This is a genomic window from Microcoleus sp. Pol12B3, from assembly GCF_036701355.1.
GTDB lineage: Bacteria > Cyanobacteriota > Cyanobacteriia > Cyanobacteriales > Microcoleaceae > Microcoleus.
Window position 1 is genome coordinate 19,259 of the sequence record NZ_JAUBQS010000037.1, and the last position, 26,921, is coordinate 46,179.

Below are 26,921 nucleotides of genomic sequence, written 5' to 3' on the forward strand. Positions count from 1 at the left end.
CTCAGTCTAGGGGAATTTTGCCAGAAGTTTAGAGTTCTGGCGACGGTGCGGGTGTTGGTGCTGGTTCCGGTGACGGCGCGGGTTCCGGTTCCGGCGAGGGTGCAGGAGTTGGGGCCGGTTCCGGTGACGGTGCGGGTGTTGGGGCCGGTTCCGGTGACGGTGCGGGTGTTGGCGCCGGTTCCGGTGACGGTGCGGGTGTTGGCGCGGGTGTTGGTGCTGGTGTTGGCGACGGCGCGGGCGTTGGTTTGGGTGCGGGCGTCGGTTTGGGCGTCGGTTTGGGCGTCGGTTTGGGCGTCGGTTTGGGCGCGGGCGTCGGTTTTGGTGTCGGAGTTGGCGCTGGGCTGGCTTCTGGGCTGGCTTCTGGGCTGGCTTCTGGGCTCGGTTCCGGCAAAGGTTCTGGGCTCGGTTCCGGCAAAGGTTCTGGGCTCGGTTCCGGCAAAGGTTCTGGGCTCGGTTCCGGTAAAGGTTCTGGGCTCGTTTCCGGCAAAGGTTGCGGGGTTGGGGTTGGCAAAGGTTGTGGGGTTGGGGTTGGCAAGGGTAGCGGGTTTGGTATCGGAGTTAGTGTCGGCGTCGGACTTGTAAGTGCTGGCGGTGTCGGAGTGGGTTTGGGGCGCGAATTGTTGAGAAATGAGCCGACTAAAGCCCAGGAACCGAAGCCCGTCAAGATTACTAAGCCCGCCAGCAGTCCGATCGCAGCGATGGGATTGTCCCAAAAAGTGTCGCCAGCAGGCTCACTTAACGGGTCTGGCTGGTTTGGCGGGGGGGAATTCTGGGCGGCGGGCTCTGGCGGCCTGCCCACGGCCACCGTTGCTATTAGCGAAGGGTTTGTCGGCACCACTGCTGGCGGCGCGGGCGGTACAGTTGGCTGGCTAGGCTTAGGATTAGTTTGGGTATCGAGTGCTTGGGCGACTTCGCTGACAGATTGATATCGATCGCCCGGAGACCGACTCAACATCCGATTCAGCACCAAAGCCAAACCCGTGCTCACCTGGACTCGCTGCTGCCAATTCCACTGCAGCGTGGTTTGATCGAGCAATTCCTGCGGTTCTTTGCCTGTCAGCAGGACGATCGCCGTTACAGCTAAAGCGTAGAGGTCGCTGCTGGCTGTTGCTCGCCCGCTGTGCAACTGTTCCATCGGCGCGTAGCCGATTTTGCCGACAGTTGTCGCGTGGGCTGTTCCTTCGGGAGACTGGACTTTTGTGGCGAGTTCCTTCACCACTCCAAAGTCAATCAGCACCGGCAACTTGTCGTTTTCACGGAGGATGATATTTTCTGGGGAGATGTCGCGGTGGATGATGCCGCGGGCATGGATGTGAGCGAGTACCGGCAGCATTTGCCGGATAAATACCAAGACTTCGGCTTCAGTGAAGCTGCGACCATTTGAAGTTCGATCGAGCAACAGTTCGCGGTAAGTCATCCCTTCCACGTAATCCTGCACTAAAAACAAACGCTGGTTCTCTTCAAATATTGCCCGAAACTGGGGAATTTGTGGGTGCCCAATTTGGTAAAGTATTGCCGCCTCTCTTTGAAACAATTCCTTCGATTTTTCCAAAACGTAAGGCCCGCTTTGCACAGGGATCAATTCCTTCAGAGCGCAGCGTTCTTGAAACCGTCCCAAATCTTCTACTAAATAAGTCCGGCCAAATCCTCCTTGGCCTAAAATATTCACCAAGCGGTAGCGGTTTTGTAGGAGAGTTCCAATAGCAATAGGTGGCTGCATAAGTTTAAGTAGAAACTGTTAAAAAATAGACGATCGCTCACAGACTTAGTAATGCTATGTCTTTAATGCTCTTGAGCATACTTCACTATCTGTAGTCCCCAGTCCCGACCAAAGTTAGTATTTTACATTTTTTTGACATTCTTGGACGCAAGGATGCTCAGAAACCTGGTTTTTTCAGGAAAATACACGGGTTGCAACCCGCAAATCCGATCGAAAACCCGGTTTCTGCGTCAATATCTCAAGGGAGAAATGCACGATTTTTCGTAGAAACCGGGTTTTTTGGCCTTAGCCCTAATAAATTGTCGCCCCTCGGTCTAGGCTATACATCTCTATAAAGCTGGAGATTATTTATGGGAGATGTCTGCTGACTACTGACTACTGACTAAGCTTTGCTTTCACCATGTCTTGAATTCTGTTACCGTCTGCTTTGCCTTTCAGCTGCTGCATTGCCTTGCCCATCACCTTGCCCATATCTTTTGCCGAAGTAGCGCCAACCGAAGCAATCACTTCGTCAACGACTTGACTCACCTCTTCGTCTGACATCTGCGGCGGCAAATACTCTTCAACAATTGCCAACTCCGCCTCCTCTTGTGCCACTAAATCTTCGCGACCACCTTTGCGGTATTGTTCTATCGAATCTCGGCGCTGTTTGGCTATTTGCATCAAAATTTCCATTTCTTGAGCTTCTGTCAGCGTCTCTTGACCGGAGGGACGAAGGCTGACTTCTTTTTCGAGAATAAATTTCTTGATGCCGCGAACTGTTTCCAAGCGAACTTTGTCCTTGGACTTCATGGCTGCTTTGATTTCTGCGTCAATGCGTTCTCTTAAGCTCATCGATTTCTACCTTGCTTTGCCCAATATCAAAAATCTGGAGTATGCTTCCGATTCTTAACTTTTTTTACAGTATTTTTCAAGTTTATTGCCTGTTGGCGGCATTTTTATCGCATTGAACCCGGATGCCTTCGGCCTTCGACTGAATTTTGGGCGACTAGACTTCCAGCCTCGGCTCCAAATTGACTCACGCCAGAACTTTTAGACGCAGGGGCACAAGTGCGATCGTACTTCTGCCAGTACAGAGTTCGCTAGAACCCACATTCCACACCTTGGGGGTGTCACACAGCATAATTACGCAGAATGCTCTATCTTTACAGTAATAAATTATGCCTTTAAAAAGTAATTTGTCCGTTAATGTACGGTATTAAAGTATAATTCATAGTTTTATGGCTCGATAAAAATAAGTAAAAACCGATTATGACCGTTAAGGATGCCGAATGTGGGGTAGAAACCGGGTTTGTTGGACATATTTCTGCAAGTCCTATTCAATTCGGTTGACTTCACACTTGTGGTCGCCCCGAATGTTAAATCTATTAAAAAATTGGCTGAATATTTCTAGTTTCAGATGGTAAGATAGCGATGGAATAAACGTCCTGCAAGAGGCCTGCTGTGATCCGTTCTGCTACTTTACCGCTTCCGCTTCCCGAGCCGCCGGTTTCCGCTCATGACCGTCTGCGGCTGTTCTCCGGTTCTGCTAATGTTCCTCTCGCCCAAGAGGTGGCTCGCTATCTGGGGATCGATTTGGGGCCGATGGTTCGCAAGCGGTTTGCTGATGGGGAACTCTACGTTCAAATTCAAGAATCAATTCGCGGTTGCGATGTTTACTTGATTCAGCCAACTTGCTGTCCGGTAAACGATCGCCTCATGGAATTGTTAATTATGATCGATGCTTGTCGCCGCGCTTCGGCCAGACAAATTACTGCCGTCATCCCCTATTACGGATATGCTAGGGCTGACCGCAAAACGGCCGGAAGAGAGTCGATTACTGCAAAATTAGTGGCTAATTTGATTACGGAAGCTGGGGCCGGTCGCATTTTGGCGATGGATTTGCACTCAGCTCAGATTCAAGGTTATTTTGACATTCCTTTCGATCACGTTTACGGTTCGCCGGTGCTTTTGGATTATCTGGCGAGCAAGCAATTGACGGATATTGTTGTGGTTTCGCCGGATGTTGGCGGAGTCGCTAGGGCGAGAGCTTTTGCCAAAAAGCTTGGTGATGCTCCCCTGGCAATTATTGACAAGCGCCGCCAAGCTCACAACGTGGCAGAAGTGATGAATCTTATCGGTGATGTCAGGGGCAAAACTGCTGTGTTGGTGGACGACATGATCGATACTGCCGGCACGATTTCTGAAGGTGCGAGATTGTTGCGCCGCGAGGGTGCGAGGCAGGTTTATGCTTGTGCTACTCATGCGGTGTTTTCGCCTCCGGCGATCGAGCGTTTGTCGAGCGGGGTTCTGGAAGAGGTAATTGTTACGAATACAATTCCTGTGCCGGAAGAGAACCGTTTTAAGCAGTTGACGGTGCTTTCGGTAGCCAATTTGCTCGGAGAAACTATTTGGCGGATTCACGAAGATAGTTCTGTTAGCAGTATGTTCCGCTAGAGGGCAAAGACACTTTTTGAATGTTTGTTTTAGGGTGCGTTAACCAAGTGTAACGCACCGTTTTTTTGCTCAATAGTGCGATGTTTACCGCAAGTAATAAGTCCAGGCTCATCTAAATTTTACTGTAAATATCCCTTGAATTCTTGTGGAGTGGGCGTCCCGCCTGCCCGGAAAATACAATTTAGAGGTCGAATAGCTTATCAAGTTCCTCGCTAAAATAACGGTTATAACTTTGTAGTGAGGACGAAAGTTCTCCTAAAATTCGCTCGGAATTGAGTTTTTACTACGAACCAAGGTGACAATCGCCGATCGCTCGCACTTGGTACCACCGGAACAAGAGATGGTAAAATTTTATCTTGTTGTTGGAAGAGGGCGACTTTTTTATATTCTAGATAAGTCTCATCACAATCAGGAGCCAATAGGGAAAAATCATGAAACATTCACTTGTACGAACAGTGGCCGCACTGGCAGGTTCAGCAATTTTAACACTTGGCGCGATCGGTTCGGCTAAAGCATTTACTTTTGACGAAACCGAAATTAACCAAGACCGAGTAATTGTCATCGCCCAACCCCGCCCTTCCGGTGGCTACCAATTGCTAATTCTAGAACAAGTCTCTGACAAGCGAAAATGCTGGAGCGAAAGTGGGTCTAATCCCGTGAAAGTCGATCCATTATTAGTTAGTTTTGATTTCACCGGTATTTGTGGCCGCGCCACTGACAGCAACGGCTTTTCAATTCGCATGGCAGGCACCGATTTAGCATTAAAATACACCCTAACTTTGGAAACTGTTGATGGCAATGTTCTACTAATTGGAACTCCGGTAGATTACCAAGGTAAATCGGTGATTATCGGGCGCACAAACGGCGATGTAAACGACTTCATGAAAATCAGTCTCGATCCTGCTTGGCGCTTGAGTAAAAGAGCTTACCAAGGCCGCACATTAGGTCACTTTTATTTCACTACCAATCAACCCGCGCCGGAAGAAATTGGCAATACCGGAGGCAATACCGAAGCAACACCGCAGCCAATACCGCAGCCAATACCAATACCAATACCAACACCGCAGCCCATACCGCAGCCATCACCGCAGCCAATACCGCAGGAAATACCAATACCGCAGCCAATACCGCAGGAAATACCAATACCGTAGGCAATATTAGCTTTTCTACAATTCGGAGATAGCTACCGATGATATCTACGCTTCCGAAATTAAAGAAGCTGTGGGCTTTGGGTTTGTAGCCCGGTTTTCTCAACATAATACCTTTCGACGGCAACTTGCTGTTACCAGAGAGCAATTGGTATCTTTAGTATTGGAATCCTGGAAAGGAATAGAAGATGCTATATCACATTTCCTAGCAATGTTTCTATCCGTCCCTATAGCGATGTTGATATTGTCCGCTGGAGTGCCTAAAAAGTTCTATTTGCGCCGGAAAACAAGATAGTTAGCGGTTATGGAGATGGAAATTTTAAAGCTACGCAGTCCGTCACTCGCGCTGAATTGATGGCGGTGCTCCGTTGAGCGGCGGAATTTGGTTTCTCTGCCCGGGGAATGAACCGGGATTTAGTTGCTAAAGAACCGTCTAAAACTTTTTCCGATAATCAGAATTATTGGGGTGCTTCTATTTTTACTCAAAGGTCTTCTTATTGTTCTGTTGCTGCCGCTATTAACGAGATTGGCGATCGGTTTGCTTTCGAGGATTCTGCACAGCGGAATTACGGGGCGGCGGCTACTTGGTGGATGCTGAAATGCGTTAAGGCTCAGTAGAGCCAATTAGAGCCCTGACTTCTTCCAGAAGTGGGAAATCTGAGTATATTGCACAATTACCTCATTTTTTGGTTAATAGTTATATGTTGTACTCTTGTCAAGAACGGGATCTCCGGCCCGTTCCACAAAACTGGATTTTATTGTGGAACAGGCCGGAGATCCCGTTCCTAAACAAGTAATTGAGAATGGTGCAAGATATCAGTTAATCAGGACTAAAGTCCTTACTACAAACCAGTTCGTAATCAGGACTTTAGTCCTCATCATATCGTTTCCTTCCGTTTATTCTTAGAGGGCTTTTTAGGAGTTTTCTGGACGGGGATGGTCTCGGATTCTTGCTGTGCGGAGTCTAGGGTTACTTTACACAAGTCGTTCACGGAAAGTTTTTGTTGCGATTCAAGTTCGTTTAGCAAGTTTGAAGCTGTTTCTAATATTTGCTTTTCCTGTCTGGCTTGAATAGTAGTTTTATTTTCGATCGCATCTAGCAACACAAAAATCGAGACTGTTTGCCAAATATCTAAATCGTCGCCGACGACATCGCAAGCAGAGACAATTTTGCCGTTTTCTGGGACGTGAATTCCTAAGCCGGAATCTTGAATTAACGGGTGGATTTCTGCTATACTTAAATCCGCAAGGTCTGTAATTTTATGTTCTAGGGATACTAAATCTGCTAAATCTGGCAAGTTGACCGATTCTGCGGCTAAAGGATCGAATTTAAAGGTAAGAGTTTGATTCAGCGGATCGGAAATGGCGTAAATTGATTGAATTTGCGATCGACTAACGGCACCTTTAGCGAAAAAATCTCTACCTTGCGGGGCGATCGCAATTTTTCCATTTTCAGCCACCTCCAAGCTTTCCAAACTAACCAGAGTCGCCGCCGTAGTCTTCACAAAAATCTCATCCAACCCTAGCAAATCCGCCAATTCCTTCAAAGTGGGGGCAGGTTCAAACTCAACGCCCGCCCGCAAAATGAACTCTTCCAACACGTTAAACTGGCGCGGTTCGCTAATCGCCACCTCCAACGGAGTTTGCCGGATGGCGAAGCGGAATTGACGCGCCGCCAACACTGACAAACCCGGATTTTGTTGCTCAATTTGTTCGGCTAGCGAACTTAAATTCGAGTCTATGGGTTTAGTTGAGGACGCTAGAAACATCTACAAAACCTCCGCAGTGACGCACCGTTTTTGAAACTTCCTGATACATTTTTCCCACTGTACCTGTTTGTTGGGTAAATAAATCGTGGCAGCCGACAACTACCAGCAATTCTTGAGCGCGGGAAAATGCCACATTCACCCGTTCCGGTTCCTTAGCAAATCCAATATCGCCCCTAACATTATTGCACACGGTGCTGACAATAATTACAGGTCTTTCCATACCTTGAAATATGTCAACCGTACCAGTGCGGATACTCAAAGCAGGGAATCTTTCGCCTTCGATTCTGTCTTTAATTGCATTTAATTGAGCAGCATAAAAAGTGATAATTCCGATTTCTTTCGGTGGTTCACCCTCGGCAACTTTTGGCTGCCAAGCTGTCTCCATTTGTTCGCACAAACGCTCGATCGCATCAATCTCCTTGACATTCAACCGCGAAGTCCCCTGTTTTTCCTCTTCAAACCCTTGTCCCACGGGCGTTTTCACCCAGAGAATGTGATTATTTTCTTGAATGATTCTACCTGCCAGGTTGTGGGCGCGCTTGGTGTCAGCTTCCTGAATGCCACAGTTGAGTTTTTGCTGGTAAAACTGATTGATTGCGCCCATGATTTGTGGGTGCATTCGATACTGAGTTGTCAGCATTTTTTTGATGCTGTCGCTGGCATTTTCAAACAAAACTTTGAACAGCGATTCTTTGATGAAGCTAAGTTCGTCTCCGGTACAGCCGATGTCTTCGGCAATATCGTCGATCGTACTTTGATTAAACATCGGCGGCAATTGCCGATGATCGCCCACTAATACTAACTTTCTGCCTTTCAAAGCGGGGATTAATAACTCGGGCGGAGTGCATTTGCTAACTTCGTCAATGATGACTGCATCAAAGCTGGGAAAGTTTTTAGTAAAATCGAAGCTGGCAGCTTGCACGCAAGTAATGCCGATAACGTTGGCATTGTCAATATAAATTTGCTTTAAATCGTTGCGGTCTTTTTCGGATGGGTTGCGAAGTTTTTGAATCCAATCTGTCACAAACGTTTGAGAAAGATTTAGGGCTATTTCTTCTTGTTCTAACTTGCGCTGCCAAGTTTTGAATAAACGCTTAATTTTGTTTAAAAAAGCTACGGTGAATAATCCTGTATTCGGAACTTCTGGCTGATATTGAGTCGGGATAGTTTGCCATGCTGACTCCCACCAATTTCTCTCAACCAGTAATGCTGCTGTCGGTTGCTGCTGTTGCAGTTGAGCGGTAATTTCGCTCAATTCTGTTTGAAGTTCGGCGAGTTGCTGCTGCAAAGTTGCAGCCGCAGTTTGCAGCGGAGATAAATGCTCGTCAAGAGTGTTTTTGATGGTCTCCAAAACCCCAAAAGGGTCTAGATCGGCAATGGATTTTTCAAGCTGAATCAGGCTGGCTTTCCAAGCATCAACTTGCTTGACAAACTGCTGCGATTGCTCCCAAATATTGGATTTTTGGGCGAGATATTGTTCGGCTAAAATCCGCAACTTTTCCGGGGCGTTTGACTGTTGGACAATTGCTTGCAACAAATTAGTAACTTCGCTAATTTTTAAGTTAGCCTCTTGCTGCGCTGTTTCTACCTGAAGTTTAGCGGCGGATATTTGCTGCTGGTTTAATGTTTGACCGATTTTATCTAATAACTGTTGCTGTTTTATAAGCTGCTGTTCGGTTTCGGTTTTCAGGGGAACCACGCACTGACGGGCATTTGCGAGGATACTGTGCAGCAATTCTTTGACTAAGCGATCGAAGGTAGCCTGGATATGATTTGGGTGCAATGATTCACTATAAAATTGTTGAATGCTGCCTAAGAAAGTGCGAGCTTTTTCGATGATAAATTTGCGCTGACTTTGGCTGACTTGGGAATAGCTGGCGAAGTCTTTGGCTAGTTGCTGCCACTGTGTACGATCGCCCGCAGAGAGCACGATCGGCGTTTGACTCAAATTTAGGTGCAAAAACTCGCTAAACCGAAATTGCTGCCCTTGTATGTCCTTAAAACCTGCGCTTTCTTCGTGAGATATCGCCTTTTGCAACCGATCTAAATCGGGCAAATTGATTTTGCATTTGGGCGGGACGATCGGCAATTTGAGCGATCGGGCAATTTTCAGCAATCCTGGCGGCAATCCTACCATATCATCCGCGAGCATTGCGCCCGTTTCCCAGCACGTTTTCACGACTTCATAGAGTCCCGTATCCGCCGTCTCGATCCACTGTGCAACGGCGACGACAACGGCTGCAATTTCCGCTTTTCGCAGTTCCAAATTCTTGATTTTCTGTTCGAGATTGTGGCGGTGTGTCTGATTTTGCCGATCGCCCAATTCGAGTTGATTCACAGCCTCAGACATCTGCCGCGACACCCGCAACGACTCTGCAACCGCCGACATAGCGTGACAAACATCATCAGCGCGATCGAATGCCGTCTTAAATTCCGATATTTGCGCTGCTACAGTTTCCTGCAGCCAAACCGCAATCCCAAACCCGCCACAAGCAGGGCGATCGAAGCCTATTTGAATAGCATTGCTAGCGGCAATCCGAACATTTGCCATAAAGTTTTCTACTAAAACATTGCCTTCTGAATAGGGTTTTAGTCGGGGCATAAACTCGGCAATTTCTGGAGATTCCCAGTTAAATTGCGGCGCATCCAGCAGATTTGCTAACCCACTAACTAGAGATTCAATCTCGCTTTTTTCGGTTAAAGTCCGTTCATAATCGGCTGCTTGCTGGCTGTACTTTTCCTCAATACTTGCTTTACTGTCGTGCAGGTGTTTCAGTTCATTAAAAAAATCTCTCTCGGCGGCACAGTAGGCGGTAAATCGCTCTGATTCTGCCACCAACTGCCGCAAAGATTTGACATTAGTCAGGCGCTGCGAGAGCTTTTCTTCGCAGTCAGTCGCCGTATTTTGCAGCCAAGTGCCGATCGCATTTTCCTCCAAAAACGGCTGCCCTTCTTCCTGCACCTTATGAGCTTTTCCCTTCCGCAAAGCCCGAATTGCCGGATTGTGAACTAACCGACTCAAAGCATTGTCTACAGCCAAATTTGCTTGGGAAGCAATGAGCGTTTTCCCGCCCTGACGGGCAATTTGATAGCAAATCTCCGCAATCACAGTCGTTTTGCCAGTTCCCGGCGGCCCTTGAATCAAAATTAAATCCCGCGCCGAAAGCACCGTTTCTACGGCGGCAAGTTGATCCTCATTAGCATTGCGATTTAATAAGTTTTCCCGCTCCAATTTAATCAGTTTTTCGGGCATTCTTGCCTGAGAAGAGTCGAATAAAAACTCACTCAAATAGGGATTTTGAGCGCGCCCGTCTGTCAGCATTTTTAAAGCTTTTTTCTTGCGTTCTATCTGACTGATATCGCCCGCCGCCTCAAAATACAAGAATCCTTGTTTGGGCATTTGATATCTGCCGCCCGCCATGCGAGATCCTAAATCAACATCTAACTTAATACGTAATTTACTATGTTCAAAGTCAATTTCCGCGATGCTACCCAATGTCTCGCCATCGCGGCTGCTTCTGCTTCCGGGCGGCGAATCAAACAGAATAATTTCTTCATTTCGCGCCTTTTTTAGCCTTTCGCGAAAGTCGCCCAATTCTAAGGGATTTTCCTCATAGCCGTCAAGAGTTGCGGAATTACGTTCAATTTCAAAAGTGACGATCTTGAAGCCGGAACCGTAATTGTGTCCTCGGAAAGGCACGCAAAATTGACGCGCTTCCGCGATGCGTTTTTCCACATTTAAAAAAGTATGCCAAACTTTTAGTTGTTCCGTAGTTGGTATGTGTCTGTCGTCCCAAAATGGCATTTGTTGGACGCGGGCGATCGACTTTACAGGAATTGGCGATCTACTGTTAGCCAAAAGTCGCAACTGAACCGGCAAAGCATACCCATCTTTCCTTCCTCTGGGAATCGCCACCAAACCAGCATCCAGCAGTTTTAAACCGCCGATTCCGTCTTCACAGCGTACAGTTGCTAACAACCGCAAAGTGCGATCGGCTTTTTGCAACAATTGGGGTAATTCAAAATCATCTCCATCCGTAGCAAGCAACAATTCCCAGATTTCTTCTTCAGAAAATCTCTCATTTACTTTTTGGCGACGCACGTAGAAAAGATTGTGGGATTTGCCAGCTATCTCCGACATCAGAATTTCCGCACGTTCTTTGCATTCCCAATCGCAATATTTCCCTAAAGCCGCTTCTCCTTCTATATCCCGAATAAACTTATTAATTGTGCGATCGCCACTAAATTTATATCCCCAATCTTCTGTTACTAAAGATGGCATATTTTGATGTTAGATGTTAGATTTTAGATTTTAGATTGGATTTAAGATTAGCACATCGGAACTTGTGGCGACAGAACCGCGACATCCCAAAAAAAATTAAGGTGTGCATTGCACACCCTACGACCATCGCAAATTGCCGTACAGGCGACGGGCAATCGAATTAAACACTTGAGAATCAAAAGGGCGAACGATGGGACTTGAACCCACGAATGGTGGTACCACAAACCACTGCCTTAACCACTTGGCTACGCTCGCCGTATCAGTTTTAACTATAGCATCAGATCTCAGCACAAGTCTAGGGGTAGGGCAAAAATATTTTGAAATATTTCTGAGCGTCCCTGAACCAGACAGATCGATTGTGCCTCAAATTCCAAGCACAGTAAGAGTTTAGCACAATTTTCGCTCTGTGAGATCGGCCTGTGCGATCGGCAATTATCTCGCTCCCAGCAGTCATGCGACCTGGGTTCGGCAGCTTTGGCAGCGTCCCGATTTGATCCAGCGCATTAAAATAGCCTTATCAGACCAGGCGCATCTAAATTTTACACTCCTGTTTGATAAAACTCACATCTTGCACCATTTTCAAGAACAGGCAAAATGCCTGTTCCACAAAGAATGAATCTTATAGGGTGGGCTGTTGTAGCCCGTCCCTAAAAGCCTGATTGAGAATGGTGCAACATCTCAGATGAAATGCTTGTGGGGTGTCCCGCCCGCCCGAAAAATACAACGCAAGAAGCGGGACAGCTTATCCCACACCGCATGAGTTATCAACCATCCTTCTTCTCTTCCTTCTTCCTTCGCGCAGCTTCGCGTCTTCGCGGTTCGTTTAAAAAAAAGTCTTGTCCGCAACATAAAATCTAAAATCAATATGAGCTACTGTGTCAACCCTGAATGTCAAAATCCTCAAAACTCCAACACCGCAAAATTTTGCTTAAACTGCGGCTTTAACCTGTTGCTGAGACAGCGATATCGCCCGATTGAACTTTTAGGTAGAGGCGGATTTGGTAAAACTTTCCTAGCCATTGATGAAGACATCCCATCTCTACCCCGTTGTGCAGTCAAGCAATTTTATTTTTACGACCGCGACCCCGAAATTGTCAACAAAGCCGTTGAATTATTTCGGCAAGAAGGCGTCCGTTTAGACGAACTCGGAAAACACCCCCAAATCCCCACATTATTAGCCTGCTTTGAACAAGAAGGTCATATTTATTTAGTTCAAGAGTTTATAGAGGGAGCGACTCTTAAACAAGAATTAGACCAGAGTGTATACGATGAAAATCAAATTTGGCAAGTGCTGCAAGACTTATTGCCCGTGCTGCAATTTATCCACGACAAGCGCGTCATTCACCGCGACATCAAACCCGAAAATATTATCCGCCGCCAATCAGACAACAAACTCGTATTGATCGATTTCGGCATTGCCAAACTGCTGACTGATTCAGCTATGCTTCGTCCAGCAACGCTCATCGGCAGTCAAGATTATGTAGCTCCCGAACAAATGCGCGGCAAAGTATTTCCTGCTAGCGACCTTTACAGTTTAGGTGTTACTTGCATTCGCCTAATGACGCAAGTTCCTCCCTTGGATATGTACGACTGCAACCACGAGCGCTGGTGGTGGCGCGAGTTTCTCCCCAAAGCCACGAGTATTAGCGAGGAGTTAGGTGAAATTTTAGATAAATTGCTGCAAACTCGTCTCACTCAGCGGTACAGTTTTGCTACGGAAGTTTTGCAAGATATCCAAGCAGCTTTAGATATTCGCCATCAAAATTCTCTTTCGCCCAAAACGCCGATCGCTCCTGCTCTCAGTAATTGCGACAACTCAAGCGATATCAGCGCGCTACAAACTTCTGATTCTCCCATTTTACCGACAAAATACGTCGCCAATTCCGCAGAAACTTTTTCCTTATCTGTTACTTCAAATCTCGATCAAGCCCTAATTTCTGCACGGGGAGTAGATTATACCAAACTGCGAAATTTTTTGTCTAACCAAAAATGGAAAGAAGCCGATCGCGAAACTTGGGGCTTGATGTGTCAATCTCTTTCCCAGCCAGCGGGAACTCAGCTAGAAATTAGCCAAATTTACCAGATCCCCTGCGAAGATTTGCAAACACTCGATCGCCTTTGGTTGCGCTACAGTCAAGGTCGGTTTGGCTTCAGCGTCCAAAAGCAGATTTATGAAAGCGTTAAGGGAGACTATATCAGATTTTGCGATCGGGTCAACTGGCAAACCTACAATTCTGCTACTACTTTAGGGCAGATTAAATTTAGTCAGCAAGCACCAATCGGACACCTCCCCTCTCGCAGTTGGGTTGGTGGCATTCAGTGGCTGCGGCATCTCGATGCCCTGTCAGCAAAATTAACCGAGTGCGACAATAATCTTGCTCCTAAATTGTAATTTGCTCAACCGACTCACTAAGTAAAATTTCATATTTAAACTCTACCTGAAAGTAGAGAAATTTGTCTCGTTAGATGTAACTAGCGACCGAGGTTCGGTGCGATCGCTTGTCGCACAATGGATGCTGAAGGTGAACACAGCTACAAGTCTGCAATCCAGAGACTGTAACAACATAATTAAAAGAGGTATCGATCCATGTTTTTTCACAAAAAACAATTAATGGCTGCGGTGACAGTAGACGAAGCCAACCCCCGTTTTGCCCAATTGCTCCTAGAACAGTTTGGCGGAGCAACCGGAGAGCTCACAGCAGCTCTGCAATACTGGGTGCAGTCCTTTCACTGTGAAGATGCAGGGATTAAGGATATGCTCCAAGATATTGCAATAGAAGAATTCAGCCACTTAGAAATGGTGGGCAAACTCATCGAAATGCACACCAAAAACGTTGACCAAACAGAAGCTTATAAAAGCACTTTGTTTGCGGTGCGCGGTGTAGGTCCGCACTTGCTGGATAGCCAAGGTCAAGCTTGGACGGGTGCTTATGTCAACGAAGGTGGCGATGTAGTGCGCGATTTACGCGCTAATATCGGTGCGGAAGCAGGAGCTCGCCAAACCTACGAAGAGTTGATTAAACTAGCACCGGATATGGGAACGAAAAAGACGCTGCACTTTCTACTGACTCGCGAAATTTCTCACACTGAAATGTTCATGAAAGCTCTCGAAGCGTTGGGTAAACTCACCGATCCGCTGTTCGGTAATATTCCGCCAGATTCCACTGTGGATCTCTACTTTAACTTGTCAACAAATGGCAAGGATGAACGCGGCCCTTGGAACTCAGAACCTACTTTCCAATACATTGCCGATCCCGCTCCCAAAGGTTAATTTGAGAGTTGTTTAGATTGTGTGGCTTATAAGATTTAAGCCCATTATTAAGTAAATTTTAAGCCGCGCACCTTACAAAAGAAGGTGCGCGGCTTAGAAGATTTAAGCCCTGTGTTGAGTAATTTTCAAGCTGGGTACTTTGCTTTAGTTGTTAGAGGTGCGCGACTCGGAAGCTTCCGGTTGAGGGTTGAGTATTTTTCAAGTCACGTGCCCTAGGGTGTTACAATTATTTGAAATCCCGATCGAACATTAACATCAAATCCATATTGAAATTGCGCTCATCCACCTATTTATTAGTCTCTCACGGCAGCCGCGACCCCAGACCCCAACTAGCTTTGGAAAACCTAGGTCAACTGGTGTCTCAAAATTTGGCTGACTCATTCCCCGCAGTAGCAACCGCCACCTTAGAACTCGGCCCCGCACCGCTGCACGAACAAATTTGCAGTTTTGGCGATCGTACCCTGTCGCTGGGACTGACAGAATTGCAAATCCTGCCTGTATTTTTATTGCCGGGAGTTCACGTCGCCGAAGACATACCGGCAGAGGTGGAAATTGCCCAAAAAACTTTTGGTGACAAGCTAAAAATTGAATTGCGCCCGCATTTAGGTTCTCAGGAAGCAGGCTTAACAAAATTGGTAAAAAGTCAGATGCAAGAGGTGACTTTTCTCCCCAATCTGCTATGGCCAAAATGGATTTTATTATCTCACGGCAGCCGTCGCCCCGGAGGTAACTCGATTGTTGAGGAAATCGCCAGCCAACTCGGTGCGCTGACAGCTTATTGGTCGGTAAAGCCGAGTTTGGAAGAGCAAATTGACAGTTTGGTTCGTGGTGGACAGCAGCAAATAGGGATTGTGCCATACTTCTTATTTAATGGAGGAATTACAGATGCGATCGCCAAAAATGTCGCACAGCTAAAGCAGCAATTTCCTGCGGCGGAACTTCATCTCGCAAATCCTCTAGGCCCAAGTGTAGAATTAGCAGACTTAATTAAGGATTTAATTCAAAAATGAACCGCAGAGGCACAGAAGAGGTAAAGGAAGAAAGAAAAATGTCTTTAGGAAAAGTGTATTTAGTAGGTGCGGGGCCCGGAGATCCGGGTTTGATGACCTTGAAGGGAAAAGCTTTGTTAGAGTGTGCAGATGTCGTGATTTACGACGCTTTAGTCAGCCCTCAAATTTTGGCAGCAATCAACCCCCAAGCAGAACGAATTGATGCGGGAAAACGTAAAGGCCGTCACTCGTTAATGCAAGATGAAACAACTCAGTTAATGATAGAAAAAGCTGGAGATAATGCGATCGTAGTTCGTCTCAAAGGCGGCGATCCGTTTATCTTCGGTCGCGGCGGCGAAGAAATGGAAGAGTTGGTAAAAGCAGGAGTGTCAGTAGAAGTAGTCCCCGGTGTCACTTCTGGAATTGCGGCCCCTGCCTATGCGGGAATTCCTTTAACACATCGATCGTACAGTTCCTCTGTCACCTTTGTCACCGGTCACGAATCAGCGGGAAAATATCGACCGGAGGTAAATTGGCAGGCGATCGCCCGCGGCTCGGAAACAATTGTAGTATACATGGGAATCCACAATTTGCCTTACATTATCGGTCAGTTAACAGCAGCCCAATTGAGTGCAGAAACGCCAATAGCGTTAGTGCGCTGGGGAACGCGGCCGGAACAAGAAGAACTGATCGGGACTTTGGGTACAATTGTAGAGCAAGTTGAGGCGGTTGGATTTGCAGCACCTGCGATCGCAGTAATCGGAAACGTCGTCAATTTGCACTCAATATTGTCTGGCTGTCGGCCAGTTTCTCCGACTGTAGAATAAGCGGGAAAATTGGTTCAGAAGCGATCTAATTTCGATCGCTTTGATTTCCCTCTCTCTGAGGTGGCTCGCCAGCGGGGACGAGGACCCGCTCGATGTCATTCCGATGTCATTCCTAGACGCATAAATGACATAAAAATGTCATTGCTCACTCTTGAGTGTTAGCTTTCGCGCTCTATTATGGGTGTTGCACAAAGTTGAATGATTAAGAGAACAGAGGAATCCGCCCGTACTTAAGATAGTAGATCGGCAAGCGTACTGACTTGTACAACATATGAACTGACTTGGAATAATATAAAGTCTGGTGTTGCATCATGGAGAATGATGTGATGAAATATGCCAATTCCTTGCCCTCCCACAGTCAAAGTTCCAAAGTGGTAAAAAATCGACACCGCCAAGGTAAACAGAGCTATCTGTGTCGAAGATCGTCTTTGAATATCCTCTTGTGGTTCATTAAAGTTATAATCCGTCACTTTACTCTAGCGACTGTCTATTCCAGCCTCACTTGGGCCCCCCACAAATCTTGCGGGAGAAATACTCTGTCGGTGGGTAGGGGAGCAACTGACGCCGTGAGGGTAAATTGACCCGCTTCAATTTGCTGCTTCAATTCCAATGCTACTTGCCGGGAGAGAAACATACTCGCAAGGGGGGCGGCCCGTACTGGTTTGCCCTCGATGAGGATGCGGCCAGTCTTTAATTGAGCATAGCTGACTAAACCGAAGGTGGGACGAACGCGCCGGGGGATAGAGAAATCTACCACCGGCGCTACTATTTTTTTGTCTGAGACTGCACAGTGGGCGACGACTGTTTCGTTTAAGACAGGAAACGGGATGCCGACTCCCAGCATCAGGGATGGGCCGTAGTTTTTGAAGTAGCAGCCGCGCACCCATTTGGAGTTCATCTGTTTGGCGTCGCCGATGAGTGCGAGGGTGGCGGCCGGGCCGATGGGGGTGCGGTTCGGCTGGCGTTTTTGCAGCGGGAAGTGCTGGGTTCCTTCCCAGGTGATGTAGCCCTGAGCGCCTCCTAGAAAGATGCGGGTGCCGATGCCGATGATTTCGAGGTCGGGGTCGTTTAGCAAGGGAGACATGGCTCCAAGGTTCGAGTAGACGGCGTTGCCGAGGTTTGGTTGCAGGGGGCCGAGGTAGGTGAACAGCGGGCGATCGCCCCCGTTGACTCCAACAATAAAGTTTTGATATGCGTTGCGGGGATTGAATAAATAAAACTGGTTGATTGTATCGCGGGTAATCGTGGTTTCAAAGGAGGCGCGGGGGTAGCAGTCTGTTACTTGCCCCAAGGCTCGCAACTGCACGGGTTTGCCGGCTATTAAGTCTTCGATGACGTGTCCGCCACCCCGTTCGCGGGATTCTTCGCCGTCTTCGGCTACTTGGGTGGCTCCCAGGTACAGGTCTACTGCCCCGAAGCCGGAGTAGGCTAAAACGCCGTCTAGCCAGCACTGGCGGATTTTGATCGGCGGGTCGGTATGGCCGAGGTTGATGATTGCACCGGAGGATTCCATCGGCTCGAAGGTGCCGGTGGTAATCACATCGACTTCTTTGGCTGCTTGGGTAATGCTGGTTTCTTGAACTCTAGTTTTGAGTTCTTCGATTGTCCAGACTGTGGCTTTGCCCTGGCTGATTTTATCGTTGATTTCGTCGATCGATCTCATATATTTTAGATTTTGGATTTTAGATTTTAGATTTTGAATTGATTGATTTTGGATTGATTTTGATTTGGGATTGACTTTGGATTGATGGAATGTCGATCGAGCGAATGCTGTTTTGGCTATCGACCTCGGTTTGATAACACCGCAAAATGCTATAACAGATATCCGGATTATATTATAAATAAAATAAAGAGCGATCGCCCTGACTCAAGCGATATTAAAACCAGTCACCTTCGATGAATTTATTGACTGGTATCCTGAAAATTATGAAAACCGTTACGAACTGCACAATGGAACTATTGTTGAGATGCCTAAAGCAACCGGAGAACCTTCAGAATTAGCTGGCTTCCCAGTCGCCGATCTCAAATTTGAAATCCAACGACTAGGACTTCCCTACTTCGTCCCCAAACAATTGCGTGGTCCAAGCTGATAACGAGCTATCTGGTTACGAACCGGATGCGATCGTTTTGGACAGGCAAGGGACTGACAGCGAACCGAGATGGAAAAAGGAATCTATCATTACAATGGGTAGTTCTGTCCCGCTAATTGTCGAAGTTGTCAGTACCAATTGGCGGGATGATTACGGCTACAAATTAGTTGATTACGAAGCTTTGGGCATTTCTCAATACTGAATTGCGGACTATTTGGGAGTTGGCGGCAGACGCTATATTGGGAATCCGAAACAACCTACTTTTTCTGTTTACCAGTTGGTTAACTGCGAGTATCAAGTCAGTATGTATCGGGGAGTGATAGGGGTGTGTTACCCATATTTTGGCACTTGAATTTGAGTGTTCAACATATTTTTATAGCTACCATAGAGACGGTATAAAATTCGAGGCTTGAAGACATTTATTGGGGGAGTTCGTACCACAAATTTCCTAACTAAGTTTATAGTGAATCCTTCTGTCCTATAAGTGGGAATAAATCAGAACGGAAGTCATTATGAACCTTAATTATTGATTTTCAGGAGCCTCATTTTCAGCGCGATCGGGGATGTCTGGTTTCGGTTCGGGTAAATATTTTTCTTGCAGGCTGTCGGCGACTCCTATATATTCATGCTTTTCATGTATAGCAGAATCGATTGCCGCTAAGGTTTTAGGACTGGCACTCCACTGGTTTAGAATATCTTTAATGAGGGCTTCCCTAATCCAAACTTGAGCTACAACGGTGAGGGGGAGAGCTAGCAATAAGCCTAAAAATCCAAAGAAGGTGGCGAAGAATACTTGAGCTATTAATGTTACTGCTGGCAGCAGTGATACTTGCTGTGCCATGACGTAGGGGGTGAGGAGGTTGCTTTCAAATTGTTGAATTAGAAAGTAAAGGATCAGCACAAAACCGGATTTTAACGGAGAGTCTAAAAGTGCGATCGTCATTGGGGGAATGACGCTCAAACCCGGCCCGATATTGGGTATTAGATTCAGCAAGCCCGCTAAAACAGCGTGAGCTAGAGCTAGGGGAACCTGCAATACTGACAAACCAATTAAACTCAGAAAAGTGATGACACTCATGCTAATTAAAGCGCCGATTACCCACCGACCGAGAGCTATTTCGCATTCATCTAAGATTCCATCGACTCGTCGCCGATAAAAAGAGGGAAATAGTTGGATGAATGCTTTGCGGTAAGATAGAGGTTCGGCTAATGTCATCAAAGTCAAAACTATGACGAGCAAGAAGCTTAGGATAACGCCTAATGTGTTGCCGACAAAAGCTCCTGCACCGCCGACGAGTTGGTTGAATAAAGGTTGCAGTTGTTGCATGATGTCGTTAACATCAAGATTGGGTAGCCGCTGGCCAAATTGCCCTGAAAAGCGACCCTCAAATTGATCTATCCACTGATTTAATCTTTCGATTCCTTGAGGGGCTCTTTGGGTAAGTTGTTGAAACTGTTGGGTAAAGGGCGGTACAATTATCAGGAATAAGCCTACGAATACCAGGATTAGGAAGCTAACTGATAAGAGTACAGCGATCGATCTTTTGAGTCCGAATTTTTGCAAGTAGCGTGCTAGTCTGTTTAAGGCTGTGGCTAAGACGACGGCGGCAAACAGCAGCAGTAAAGCCTGCCTGATTTGCCACAGGATGTAACAAGATGCGATGAGGGCTAATAAGCCCATCCACTGTCCTAGCTTCATTAGATTTTAGATTTTAGATTTTAGATTTTAGATTGAGGAATACGGTATTGGGAATGGCTGCTTGTTAATTGTTCAGCAGCCCAGAAGCGATGAATCGCCTCTATACAAGATACAGCAGATGGGCGCGATCGCATCTTTAATCAGATACCCCTACTCGGACATCAGTATAAGCAGCCTCCTCAATTGCTTTTGGCGAACACCTGCTGCGCTGTCAGCTTCAATTCCGGGAAAGTTGGGGACTCAATACCCTCGCCGCTTCTGAACAGTTTGACTTGGTATTCCCCGTCAATTAGTTGGTAAATCGAAAAAGTGGGTTGTTTGGGGTTGCCAATAAACCGTCTGCCGCCCAATCCTAGATAGTCTATAATCCAATATTCTTGAATACCCATTGACTCATATGCCTCAAGCTTTAGGGCATAATCATCACCCCAATTAGTGCTAGTTACCTCGACGATTAGGGCGACTGATGAACCCATTGTGATAACTGATGATTTTTCCCATCGTGGCTCGTTGGCAATGGTTTGTTCGTTAAGTACAATTATATCTGGCTCATATCCCGATTCCTCGCGCATGGGTTTGATGACGCATTCTTTGGGGATGAAGTAGGGCAAATTGAGACGCTCAATCTCTATTCCGACTTTCAGTGCGGTAAAACCGGCTACTTTAGAATGTTTACCTGTTGCTTTTTGTATCTCAACAATTTCTCCATTGTGCAGTTCGTAGCGGTGTTCTGAATTTTCAGGATACCAGTCAATGAATTCATCGAATGTTACTAATTCGGGTATGATTTGAATCATGGTGAGTGCCTCAAGTTTGGTTTTGATAAGCTGTACGGGGAATTAAGATTTTGTCAAAAACAGAGTCTTTAGACCAAGTAGCGATCGCACTTTTTGATTGTGTCTCTACTGCTGCTGTTGGCGCGATCGCCCTAACCTATAGAATTCTTGTTACCTTCAAGTCTTTCTCGAACAACTTCTTGATAAAAATTCTCTAGAGCTGTCACGCAAACTTTATCGTCAAACAGATCACCTTGTCGCTGACTCATGCGTTGTGCAATGTCTAGGCGCCACTTGGAATCTATACCCAACTTGACAGCAATTTCAATATATTCTTCTTCATTTTTGGCGATTGTGTCTGTTACTCCCAGCATTTTGAGAAAGCTATAAGCATGAAGTCCCCGCATAAATTCTCCTGGACAAGTTACTATGGGTAAATTGCAAGCGATCGCCTCCAAAGACGTATTCCCCCCCGACCAAGTAAAAGTATCTAAGAAAACATCGGAAATAAAGTTAATTGCTATGTAATCTTGTCGAGTTGGAAGGGTTCGGAATAGACAGTAATCTTCGCTATCGAGATTAACAGCAGCAAAAGCAAACTTTAGCCGTTCCCGCAGCAGTTCGCCGCGAGGAAATATAAACTGAGCTTGCGGAACTCTACGGGCAATTTCTGCTAAAATAAAATCATATTGTGGTAAGTATTTGAAAGGAGCTTGGCAGCACAAATAAATAACGGCGTCTTCTCGCAGTTGAAAATCTGAGCGAGTTTGGGTTAATTGACCAACAATCGGTTTTGGGTAGGCAACGCCAATATTAGGCAACTTAATTAAGGTTTCTGAGTAGTGCAACTGTGCATTTTCCGGTTCCATCAATTCGCTGGAAATAAAATAATCAATCGTCGGTAAACCAGAGGTGACAGGATGTCCCCACGCCGAACATTGCACGGGGGCAAGGCGCAAAGCTGCTATTTGTATAGTTGGTGCATCCATGCCGATTTCTGGGAAGACCAGGATATGCAATTTGTCATCAATAATTTGTTGACATACGGCTTCTAGGTTGTGAGGAATGTGGTGAAATCGATCGCTGTATTGGCGAAATTGTTCTGTAATTGGATCGGGCTCGTTACCCGTGTAGTAACAGTAAATTTCAAATTGTTGGTGGTTGCAATAACGCAGCCAGCCAGTTAACCATAAAGTGCCGCTGTAAGAATGCAAATAACTAGAAATATAACCGACTCTAATTTTGCCATTTTCCAGCAGTGGAGGCATTGATTGCGGTTGCACCCACTGTGGATAGTTTGCTGTCATAACTTGATGGAGTAAATTAGCATACTTTGATTGCGATTCCACAACATTGTGAGCCTGATATGCTAGGTAAAAATTAGTAAAACTACTAAAACCCCGCAAAGCATTAATTTTGTCTTCGGGAGTTTTTAGGGAGGTTTGCTGAATTAAATTTTCTAATCCTTGGATAAATCTTTCCCTGTAAAATAGGATTTCATCTGATGTGTTATAAACAATCGGCAATGTTAAGTGTTTGAAGAGTTGAAAAACATATTCATGGGGCAGTATTTTCGTTGCTCTTTCTGCACTTGATATAGCTTTTTGAGTGCGTCCGTTTTGCTGGAAAATTTTTATGATTTGAAAGTGCAGTTGTCCTGCTGTTGGGTAATGGTGGATGCCTGATTCAAGAATCCCGATCGCTTCTTCGATGATGTTGAGTTTTATTAAACACTCGCTTAAGTTAAAATATATTTCTACATCTCCTGTCTGGGATTCTAATAACCTTTGATAGTGCTTAAGGGCAGCTTCATATTTTCCTTGGAAGTAGAGTTTGTTACTAAATTCTTTCAAAGTTAATGCTTGGGAGTCAAGGGTGATATTGCTAAGTTGTGCCTGTTCCAATACTGGAATGTGTGCGGTTCCAGACTCGGCTATTGCTTGGTAATTTTCTGCATTCAACTTAATTCGATATTGAATCTGTGGCCAAATATCTATCCACTGACTTCGATTGAAGTTTTCCAATAAAATAATTTCCGGTTCGCAGCTAGTATGACAATCTTCTTCCATGAAAAGATTCATGACAATTGCTGATAAAATTAGATTGGCATCAATTTCGGATTTTTCTAAAGTTTCGCTCACATATATTAAAATAGTGATAAAATCGCAATCGGGATGATTTACCAGACTCCTAATAATTAGTTCTAACTCTAAATAAAGAGATTCTTCGGGTTGGCTCCAATCAGGAAAACTCAGCAAATTTAAGGGTTTCAGATTTAAGGTGGTTAGATCCATGTGATTGTCTGTCTCATCTATATTTCTGGGCATGGAGGGGTTTTGGTGTGAATGTTCGATCGCCCCTGGTTTAATTTAACTCGTCTTTGGGCGCGATCGCCCTCCATCCCCTATCTTGGCTGTTGGCGCGATCGCCAGCCGAGGATAGCAGCTAAGATGATACTGGGGGTAAAGACGGCGATTAGGGCGTTGAGGTCGGTAGAGGGTATGGATAAGCTAGGCCCTGCGTACTTGATGGCCAGGGAAAGTGTGGCGGAGAGGGTAAATACTTTGAGGATGGGGCTGATGTTGGTGTTCATGGACGTGGTAGTTGGTTGTATAATATGTTTTTGCGCGGGGGCTGGAAAGATTTACCCTCACTATTATGCCCAGTCCTGGCCGTTGTGCCGCGTGGGGTTTGCGGAAAAGTGCGATCGCTTGTGGGGGAGGGTGTTGATAATATTTATTAAAATTTGGGGTAAGCTTCTGTTTAAAGGTAGGTTCGCATAACAGAAATTTCCTTCCTTAACGTAACTCAGCAAGAGCATACCTTGTTGCTGGCGATCGTTTAAGCAGGCAAAGCATCTTGCCGGAAAAATTGATAAATTATAAGTCGTCAACTCAGGGACTCACAGCCAAAACCGATGATTAACGTCAAAAATTTTTTAGAGCAAGCTCAAAATCCCGACTATTGGAAAAGGCTAAATCGCCAGCTAAGTGTAGGTGAAGATTTTACTTCACTATCTGGAAGTGTTCTTTCACTTGAGCAAGAACATATGGAAAAACTGTTGTTAAATCTCAAGAAAGAGGGCTACTTTCAAATCGATTCATTTTTGTCTGAAGCAGAGATTTCGCGCATGGCCGCTGGCATTGAAAAACTGCGAGAGTCAGGCTGGCCTGTCCCATTCGCGTTCATTTACGATGAGTTTTGGCAGACATTTTGTCGATTGTCTCAGATATTATCAGTTATCCTCGGCGAGGAGTATCGACAGTTGCCCGCTTTTTGGGGTTGGTACATCAACACAACCAATACTGAAAAAGGATGGCAGCCACATCGCGACAACTTGAAGGACACTCTTTTAGCAGACGGAATGCCGAAATGTGTAACAATCTGGATACCCCTGAGCGATGCCATTCCTCTCAATGGATGTATGTACATCCTCCCAGCTCCTTTCGATCCTAATTATGGCGGTAAGGTCCAAAAAGGTGAAAAAAAGGAAAGTATCAACTTTCAAGATATTCGTGCATTGCCCGCAACTGCGGGTTCTGTTTTGTGCTGGAATCACGCGGTATTGCACTGGGGAGGCCGCAGCAGCGAAAGAGCGCCTCATCCACGCATAAGCTTGGCTTTTGAATTTCAGCGAAGTGACGTTGAGCCATACAAAACTCCACTGCTTGACCCATCTAATCCCCCAAATTTTCATCAGCGTTTGGGCTTGATCGGGAAGCAAATCCTTCAGTACAATCATATGTATCCCTTGTCCGAGGAGATGGCAGAAGTTGCTACAGAACTGGAAAATAAATATCTACTACCCTCAATTAAGAAGCGAGATAACTCTATAAGGGAAAATCAAGAATTAGATACAAGAGAGAAAATTCGCCAGCAATTCGATACCGTTTGCTATCCGAGAAGACCACTAGAACAATCTCCGAAAAATGACTATCAAGCTTTATTTTTTCACAATATTGGAACAGCTTACTATTTAAGGAATCAAAGAGTTTTAAATACTGAAGGTAAAGTTATTTTGGATGCCGGCTGCGGGAGTGGATACAAGTCATTAGTTTTAGCAGAAGCTAATCCAGGAGCTAAAATAGTTGGCATCGATCTTTCAGAAGAATCGGTTAAAGTAGCTCGGCAGCGCTTACAATACTATGGTTTTGAAAATGTAGAGTTTTACGCACTGCCAATAGAACAAGTATCTAGTTTAAACATCGAATTTGACTATATAAATAATGATGAAGTTCTTTATCTCATGCCTGACCCGGTGGGGGGTTTGCAAGCGATGAAGTCTGTTTTGAAGCCTCGTGGAATTATCCGTACTAACCTCCACAGTTCACGACAGAGAGCGTTGATGTATCAAGCTCAGACCGTTTTCAAAATGATGGGTTTAATGGACGGTAACCCTGAAGAATTTGAGATTCAATTACTGGGAGAAATCATGAATGCCTTGGATGATACAGTAATATTGAAAGCAAGAACTGGGAAACCGGAATACTACCAGAATGAAGAATGGGTGCTGATGAATTATTTATTACAAGGTGATAAAGGCTATACCATTCCCGAAGCTTTTGCCACCTTGAGAGCCACTAATTTGGAATTAATTAGCATGGTGAATTGGCGGCATTGGGAAGTGACTGATTTATTCAAAGATGCAAATAACTTACCCGCGTTTATGGAAATGAGCTTGCCAGAAATTTCTGTGGAAGATCGACTGCACTTGTTTGAATTATTACATCCCATTCATCGTTTGATTGACTTTTGGTGCGGTCATCCCAACCAGGAGCAGCAATTTTTGCCAGTTCCTGAATGGACTCTCTCTGACTGGCAGGAGGCTAAGGTACATCTTCACCCTCAGTTGAAAAATCCCCAGTCTAAAGAAGACCTACTCAACTGCATCACGACTCACAAACCTTTTGACATTAGTCGTTATGTGTCTTTGCCCACTCTAAGGCCTGTCGTGATAGAGAGTAACATGGCTGCTTGTCTGCTACCACTTTGGGAGGGAGCGCAGCCTATGCGGTCTCTAGTGGCTCGGTGGCTGAAAGTCACACCCCTGCATCCCGTCACCCTAGAGTCTGTAAGTGAGGCGAGGGCCTTTGAGCAAGTCAAGGAACTCTTGACTAGGCTGGAAGCCTTTCTGTATGTGCTTTTGGAGCGAGCGGCTTGATTTGTAAAAAAAAAATACCGATGTTGATATGAAAGCCTGGGAAAGTGGGTAAGTTAAGTGTACGAGTTAGAAATCAAGCATCACACGCCTCTAGGAGAAACAAACCATGAAGACTGAATTTAAAGCCAGATTCCTGCAACACCTCAACAAAAAAAGACAGGATAAGGGTTTCACGCTAATTGAACTGTTGGTTGTTATCATCATTATCGGTATTTTGTCTGCTATTGCTTTGCCTTCCTTCTTGAACCAAGCTAATAAAGCTAAGGAATCAGAAGCTAAGCAGTACACGGGTTCTATGAACCGCGCTCAGCAAGCTAAATTCGGGGAAGCAGGAGGCTTTGCAACTACTGTTGATGGTTTAGGAATTGGCATCAAAACTCAAACTACTAACTTCAAATACGAAATCAGCGGAACTCAGAGCAATGCTAACGAAATGGGTCATCAAGCCATACCTATCGTCAAAGCACTGAGAGCTTATACGGGAACTGTAGGTTTGACTCAAAATGCTACTACGAGTGAAACAAGCACTGTGGCAGTATTGTGCGTAACTAAAGTTACTCAAACAACTGCTCTTGCTGCTGTGAGCGTGGCTGCTAATAACCTAGTGTGTAATGCTACTGATAGCGACCCAGTAAGCAAGTAAACAAGGTATCAGAAAAGTGTCTTTTGCCTTTCTCGGTTGAAAATTTCACATTTGCCCACGAGTTCATCCCACAGATTTAAACTGTGGGATGAATTATAGTAATTATGACG

Annotated in this window: 20 protein-coding genes, 1 tRNA gene and 1 pseudogene; 11 read left to right on the top strand and 11 right to left on the bottom strand. The window is 45.7% G+C overall.

The window, feature by feature from the left end; genetic code table 11:
- Nucleotides 1-28 precede the first annotated feature (28 nt).
- Both QUA53_RS18720 and QUA53_RS18725 read right to left on the bottom strand, forming a co-directional pair.
- Nucleotides 29-1,720, bottom strand: a complete 1,692-nt coding sequence (locus QUA53_RS18720; protein WP_333099124.1) for a serine/threonine-protein kinase — start codon at nt 1,718-1,720, stop codon at nt 29-31.
- A 375-nt stretch (nt 1,721-2,095) separates the two neighbouring features.
- Complete coding sequence (locus tag QUA53_RS18725; RefSeq protein ID WP_333036877.1) at nt 2,096-2,554, bottom strand: GatB/YqeY domain-containing protein; 459 nt, start codon at nt 2,552-2,554, stop codon at nt 2,096-2,098.
- A gap of 609 nt (nt 2,555-3,163) precedes the next feature.
- Between QUA53_RS18725 and QUA53_RS18730 the strand changes: the two genes are divergently transcribed.
- The 4 genes from QUA53_RS18730 to QUA53_RS18745 all read left to right on the top strand — a co-directional run bounded on the left by QUA53_RS18730 (nt 3,164) and on the right by QUA53_RS18745 (nt 5,922).
- Nucleotides 3,164-4,156, top strand: coding sequence for a ribose-phosphate pyrophosphokinase (locus QUA53_RS18730; RefSeq protein WP_006635514.1), 993 nt, complete (start codon nt 3,164-3,166; stop codon nt 4,154-4,156).
- A 431-nt stretch (nt 4,157-4,587) separates the two neighbouring features.
- Nucleotides 4,588-5,307: a DUF3747 domain-containing protein gene (locus tag QUA53_RS18735; RefSeq protein ID WP_333099122.1), complete on the top strand. Its 720-nt coding sequence runs from the start codon at nt 4,588-4,590 to the stop codon at nt 5,305-5,307.
- Between the two features lie 288 nt (nt 5,308-5,595).
- On the top strand, nt 5,596-5,676 hold the full coding sequence (locus QUA53_RS18740; protein ID WP_333099143.1) for an S-layer homology domain-containing protein: 81 nt from the start codon (nt 5,596-5,598) through the stop codon (nt 5,674-5,676).
- 30 nt (nt 5,677-5,706) lie between these two features.
- Complete coding sequence (locus QUA53_RS18745) at nt 5,707-5,922, top strand: hypothetical protein (protein ID WP_333099121.1); 216 nt, start codon at nt 5,707-5,709, stop codon at nt 5,920-5,922.
- A gap of 260 nt (nt 5,923-6,182) precedes the next feature.
- Here QUA53_RS18745 and QUA53_RS18750 read toward each other — a convergent pair whose 3' ends face one another.
- The 3 genes from QUA53_RS18750 to QUA53_RS18760 form a co-directional block, all read right to left on the bottom strand.
- Nucleotides 6,183-7,073 carry a hypothetical protein gene (locus tag QUA53_RS18750; RefSeq protein WP_333099120.1) on the bottom strand — a complete coding sequence of 297 codons (891 nt, stop codon included), beginning with the start codon at nt 7,071-7,073 and terminating at the stop codon, nt 6,183-6,185.
- The gene (locus QUA53_RS18755) at nt 7,051-11,355 is read right to left on the bottom strand and encodes an AAA domain-containing protein (RefSeq protein ID WP_333099119.1); all 4,305 of its coding nucleotides are present in this window, start codon (nt 11,353-11,355) and stop codon (nt 7,051-7,053) included. Before QUA53_RS18755 ends, QUA53_RS18750 begins: the two co-directional genes overlap by 23 nt.
- Nucleotides 11,356-11,537: 182 nt before the next feature.
- Nucleotides 11,538-11,610, bottom strand: a tRNA-His gene (locus QUA53_RS18760).
- A 610-nt stretch (nt 11,611-12,220) separates the two neighbouring features.
- Between QUA53_RS18760 and QUA53_RS18765 the strand changes: the two genes are divergently transcribed.
- The 4 genes from QUA53_RS18765 (at nt 12,221) to cobA (ending at nt 16,442) form a co-directional block, all read left to right on the top strand.
- Nucleotides 12,221-13,747: a serine/threonine-protein kinase gene (locus QUA53_RS18765; RefSeq protein WP_333099116.1), complete on the top strand. Its 1,527-nt coding sequence runs from the start codon at nt 12,221-12,223 to the stop codon at nt 13,745-13,747.
- Between the two features lie 195 nt (nt 13,748-13,942).
- Entirely contained in the window at nt 13,943-14,626 is a 684-nt protein-coding gene (locus QUA53_RS18770) for a manganese catalase family protein (protein WP_333036883.1), read from the top strand.
- 266 nt (nt 14,627-14,892) lie between these two features.
- Nucleotides 14,893-15,636, top strand: a complete 744-nt coding sequence (locus QUA53_RS18775) for a sirohydrochlorin chelatase (RefSeq protein WP_333099115.1) — start codon at nt 14,893-14,895, stop codon at nt 15,634-15,636.
- Nucleotides 15,633-16,442, top strand: a complete 810-nt coding sequence (cobA, locus tag QUA53_RS18780; RefSeq protein ID WP_333099114.1) for a uroporphyrinogen-III C-methyltransferase — start codon at nt 15,633-15,635, stop codon at nt 16,440-16,442. Before QUA53_RS18775 ends, cobA begins: the two co-directional genes overlap by 4 nt.
- Nucleotides 16,443-16,644: 202 nt before the next feature.
- On the opposite strand, the pseudogene QUA53_RS18785 reads toward cobA, so the two are convergent.
- Both QUA53_RS18785 and QUA53_RS18790 read right to left on the bottom strand, forming a co-directional pair.
- A pseudogene (locus tag QUA53_RS18785) lies at nt 16,645-16,740 on the bottom strand (IS1 family transposase); the annotation flags it as partial.
- Between the two features lie 189 nt (nt 16,741-16,929).
- The gene (locus QUA53_RS18790; RefSeq protein WP_333099113.1) at nt 16,930-18,105 is read right to left on the bottom strand and encodes a homocysteine biosynthesis protein; all 1,176 of its coding nucleotides are present in this window, start codon (nt 18,103-18,105) and stop codon (nt 16,930-16,932) included.
- Nucleotides 18,106-18,518: 413 nt separating this feature from the next.
- On the opposite strand from QUA53_RS18790, the gene QUA53_RS18795 reads away from it, so the two are divergent.
- Nucleotides 18,519-18,734: a Uma2 family endonuclease gene (locus tag QUA53_RS18795; protein ID WP_333099112.1), complete on the top strand. Its 216-nt coding sequence runs from the start codon at nt 18,519-18,521 to the stop codon at nt 18,732-18,734.
- A gap of 321 nt (nt 18,735-19,055) precedes the next feature.
- Here QUA53_RS18795 and QUA53_RS18800 read toward each other — a convergent pair whose 3' ends face one another.
- The 4 genes from QUA53_RS18800 to QUA53_RS18815 form a co-directional block, all read right to left on the bottom strand.
- On the bottom strand, nt 19,056-20,231 hold the full coding sequence (locus tag QUA53_RS18800) for an AI-2E family transporter (RefSeq protein WP_333099110.1): 1,176 nt from the start codon (nt 20,229-20,231) through the stop codon (nt 19,056-19,058).
- Nucleotides 20,232-20,410: 179 nt separating this feature from the next.
- Nucleotides 20,411-21,028 (bottom strand): Uma2 family endonuclease, encoded by a 618-nt coding sequence (locus tag QUA53_RS18805; protein ID WP_333099109.1) that lies wholly within the window; start codon nt 21,026-21,028, stop codon nt 20,411-20,413.
- Nucleotides 21,029-21,159: 131 nt separating this feature from the next.
- The gene (locus tag QUA53_RS18810; protein ID WP_333249007.1) at nt 21,160-23,334 is read right to left on the bottom strand and encodes an O-linked N-acetylglucosamine transferase family protein; all 2,175 of its coding nucleotides are present in this window, start codon (nt 23,332-23,334) and stop codon (nt 21,160-21,162) included.
- 77 nt (nt 23,335-23,411) lie between these two features.
- Nucleotides 23,412-23,600: a hypothetical protein gene (locus QUA53_RS18815; protein ID WP_333099106.1), complete on the bottom strand. Its 189-nt coding sequence runs from the start codon at nt 23,598-23,600 to the stop codon at nt 23,412-23,414.
- 1,239 nt (nt 23,601-24,839) lie between these two features.
- Here QUA53_RS18815 and QUA53_RS18820 point away from each other — a divergent pair.
- Nucleotides 24,840-26,168 (top strand): class I SAM-dependent methyltransferase, encoded by a 1,329-nt coding sequence (locus QUA53_RS18820; RefSeq protein ID WP_333099142.1) that lies wholly within the window; start codon nt 24,840-24,842, stop codon nt 26,166-26,168.
- Nucleotides 26,169-26,274: 106 nt separating this feature from the next.
- Complete coding sequence (locus tag QUA53_RS18825) at nt 26,275-26,811, top strand: type IV pilin-like G/H family protein (RefSeq protein ID WP_333099105.1); 537 nt, start codon at nt 26,275-26,277, stop codon at nt 26,809-26,811.
- Nucleotides 26,812-26,921: the final 110 nt, after the last annotated feature.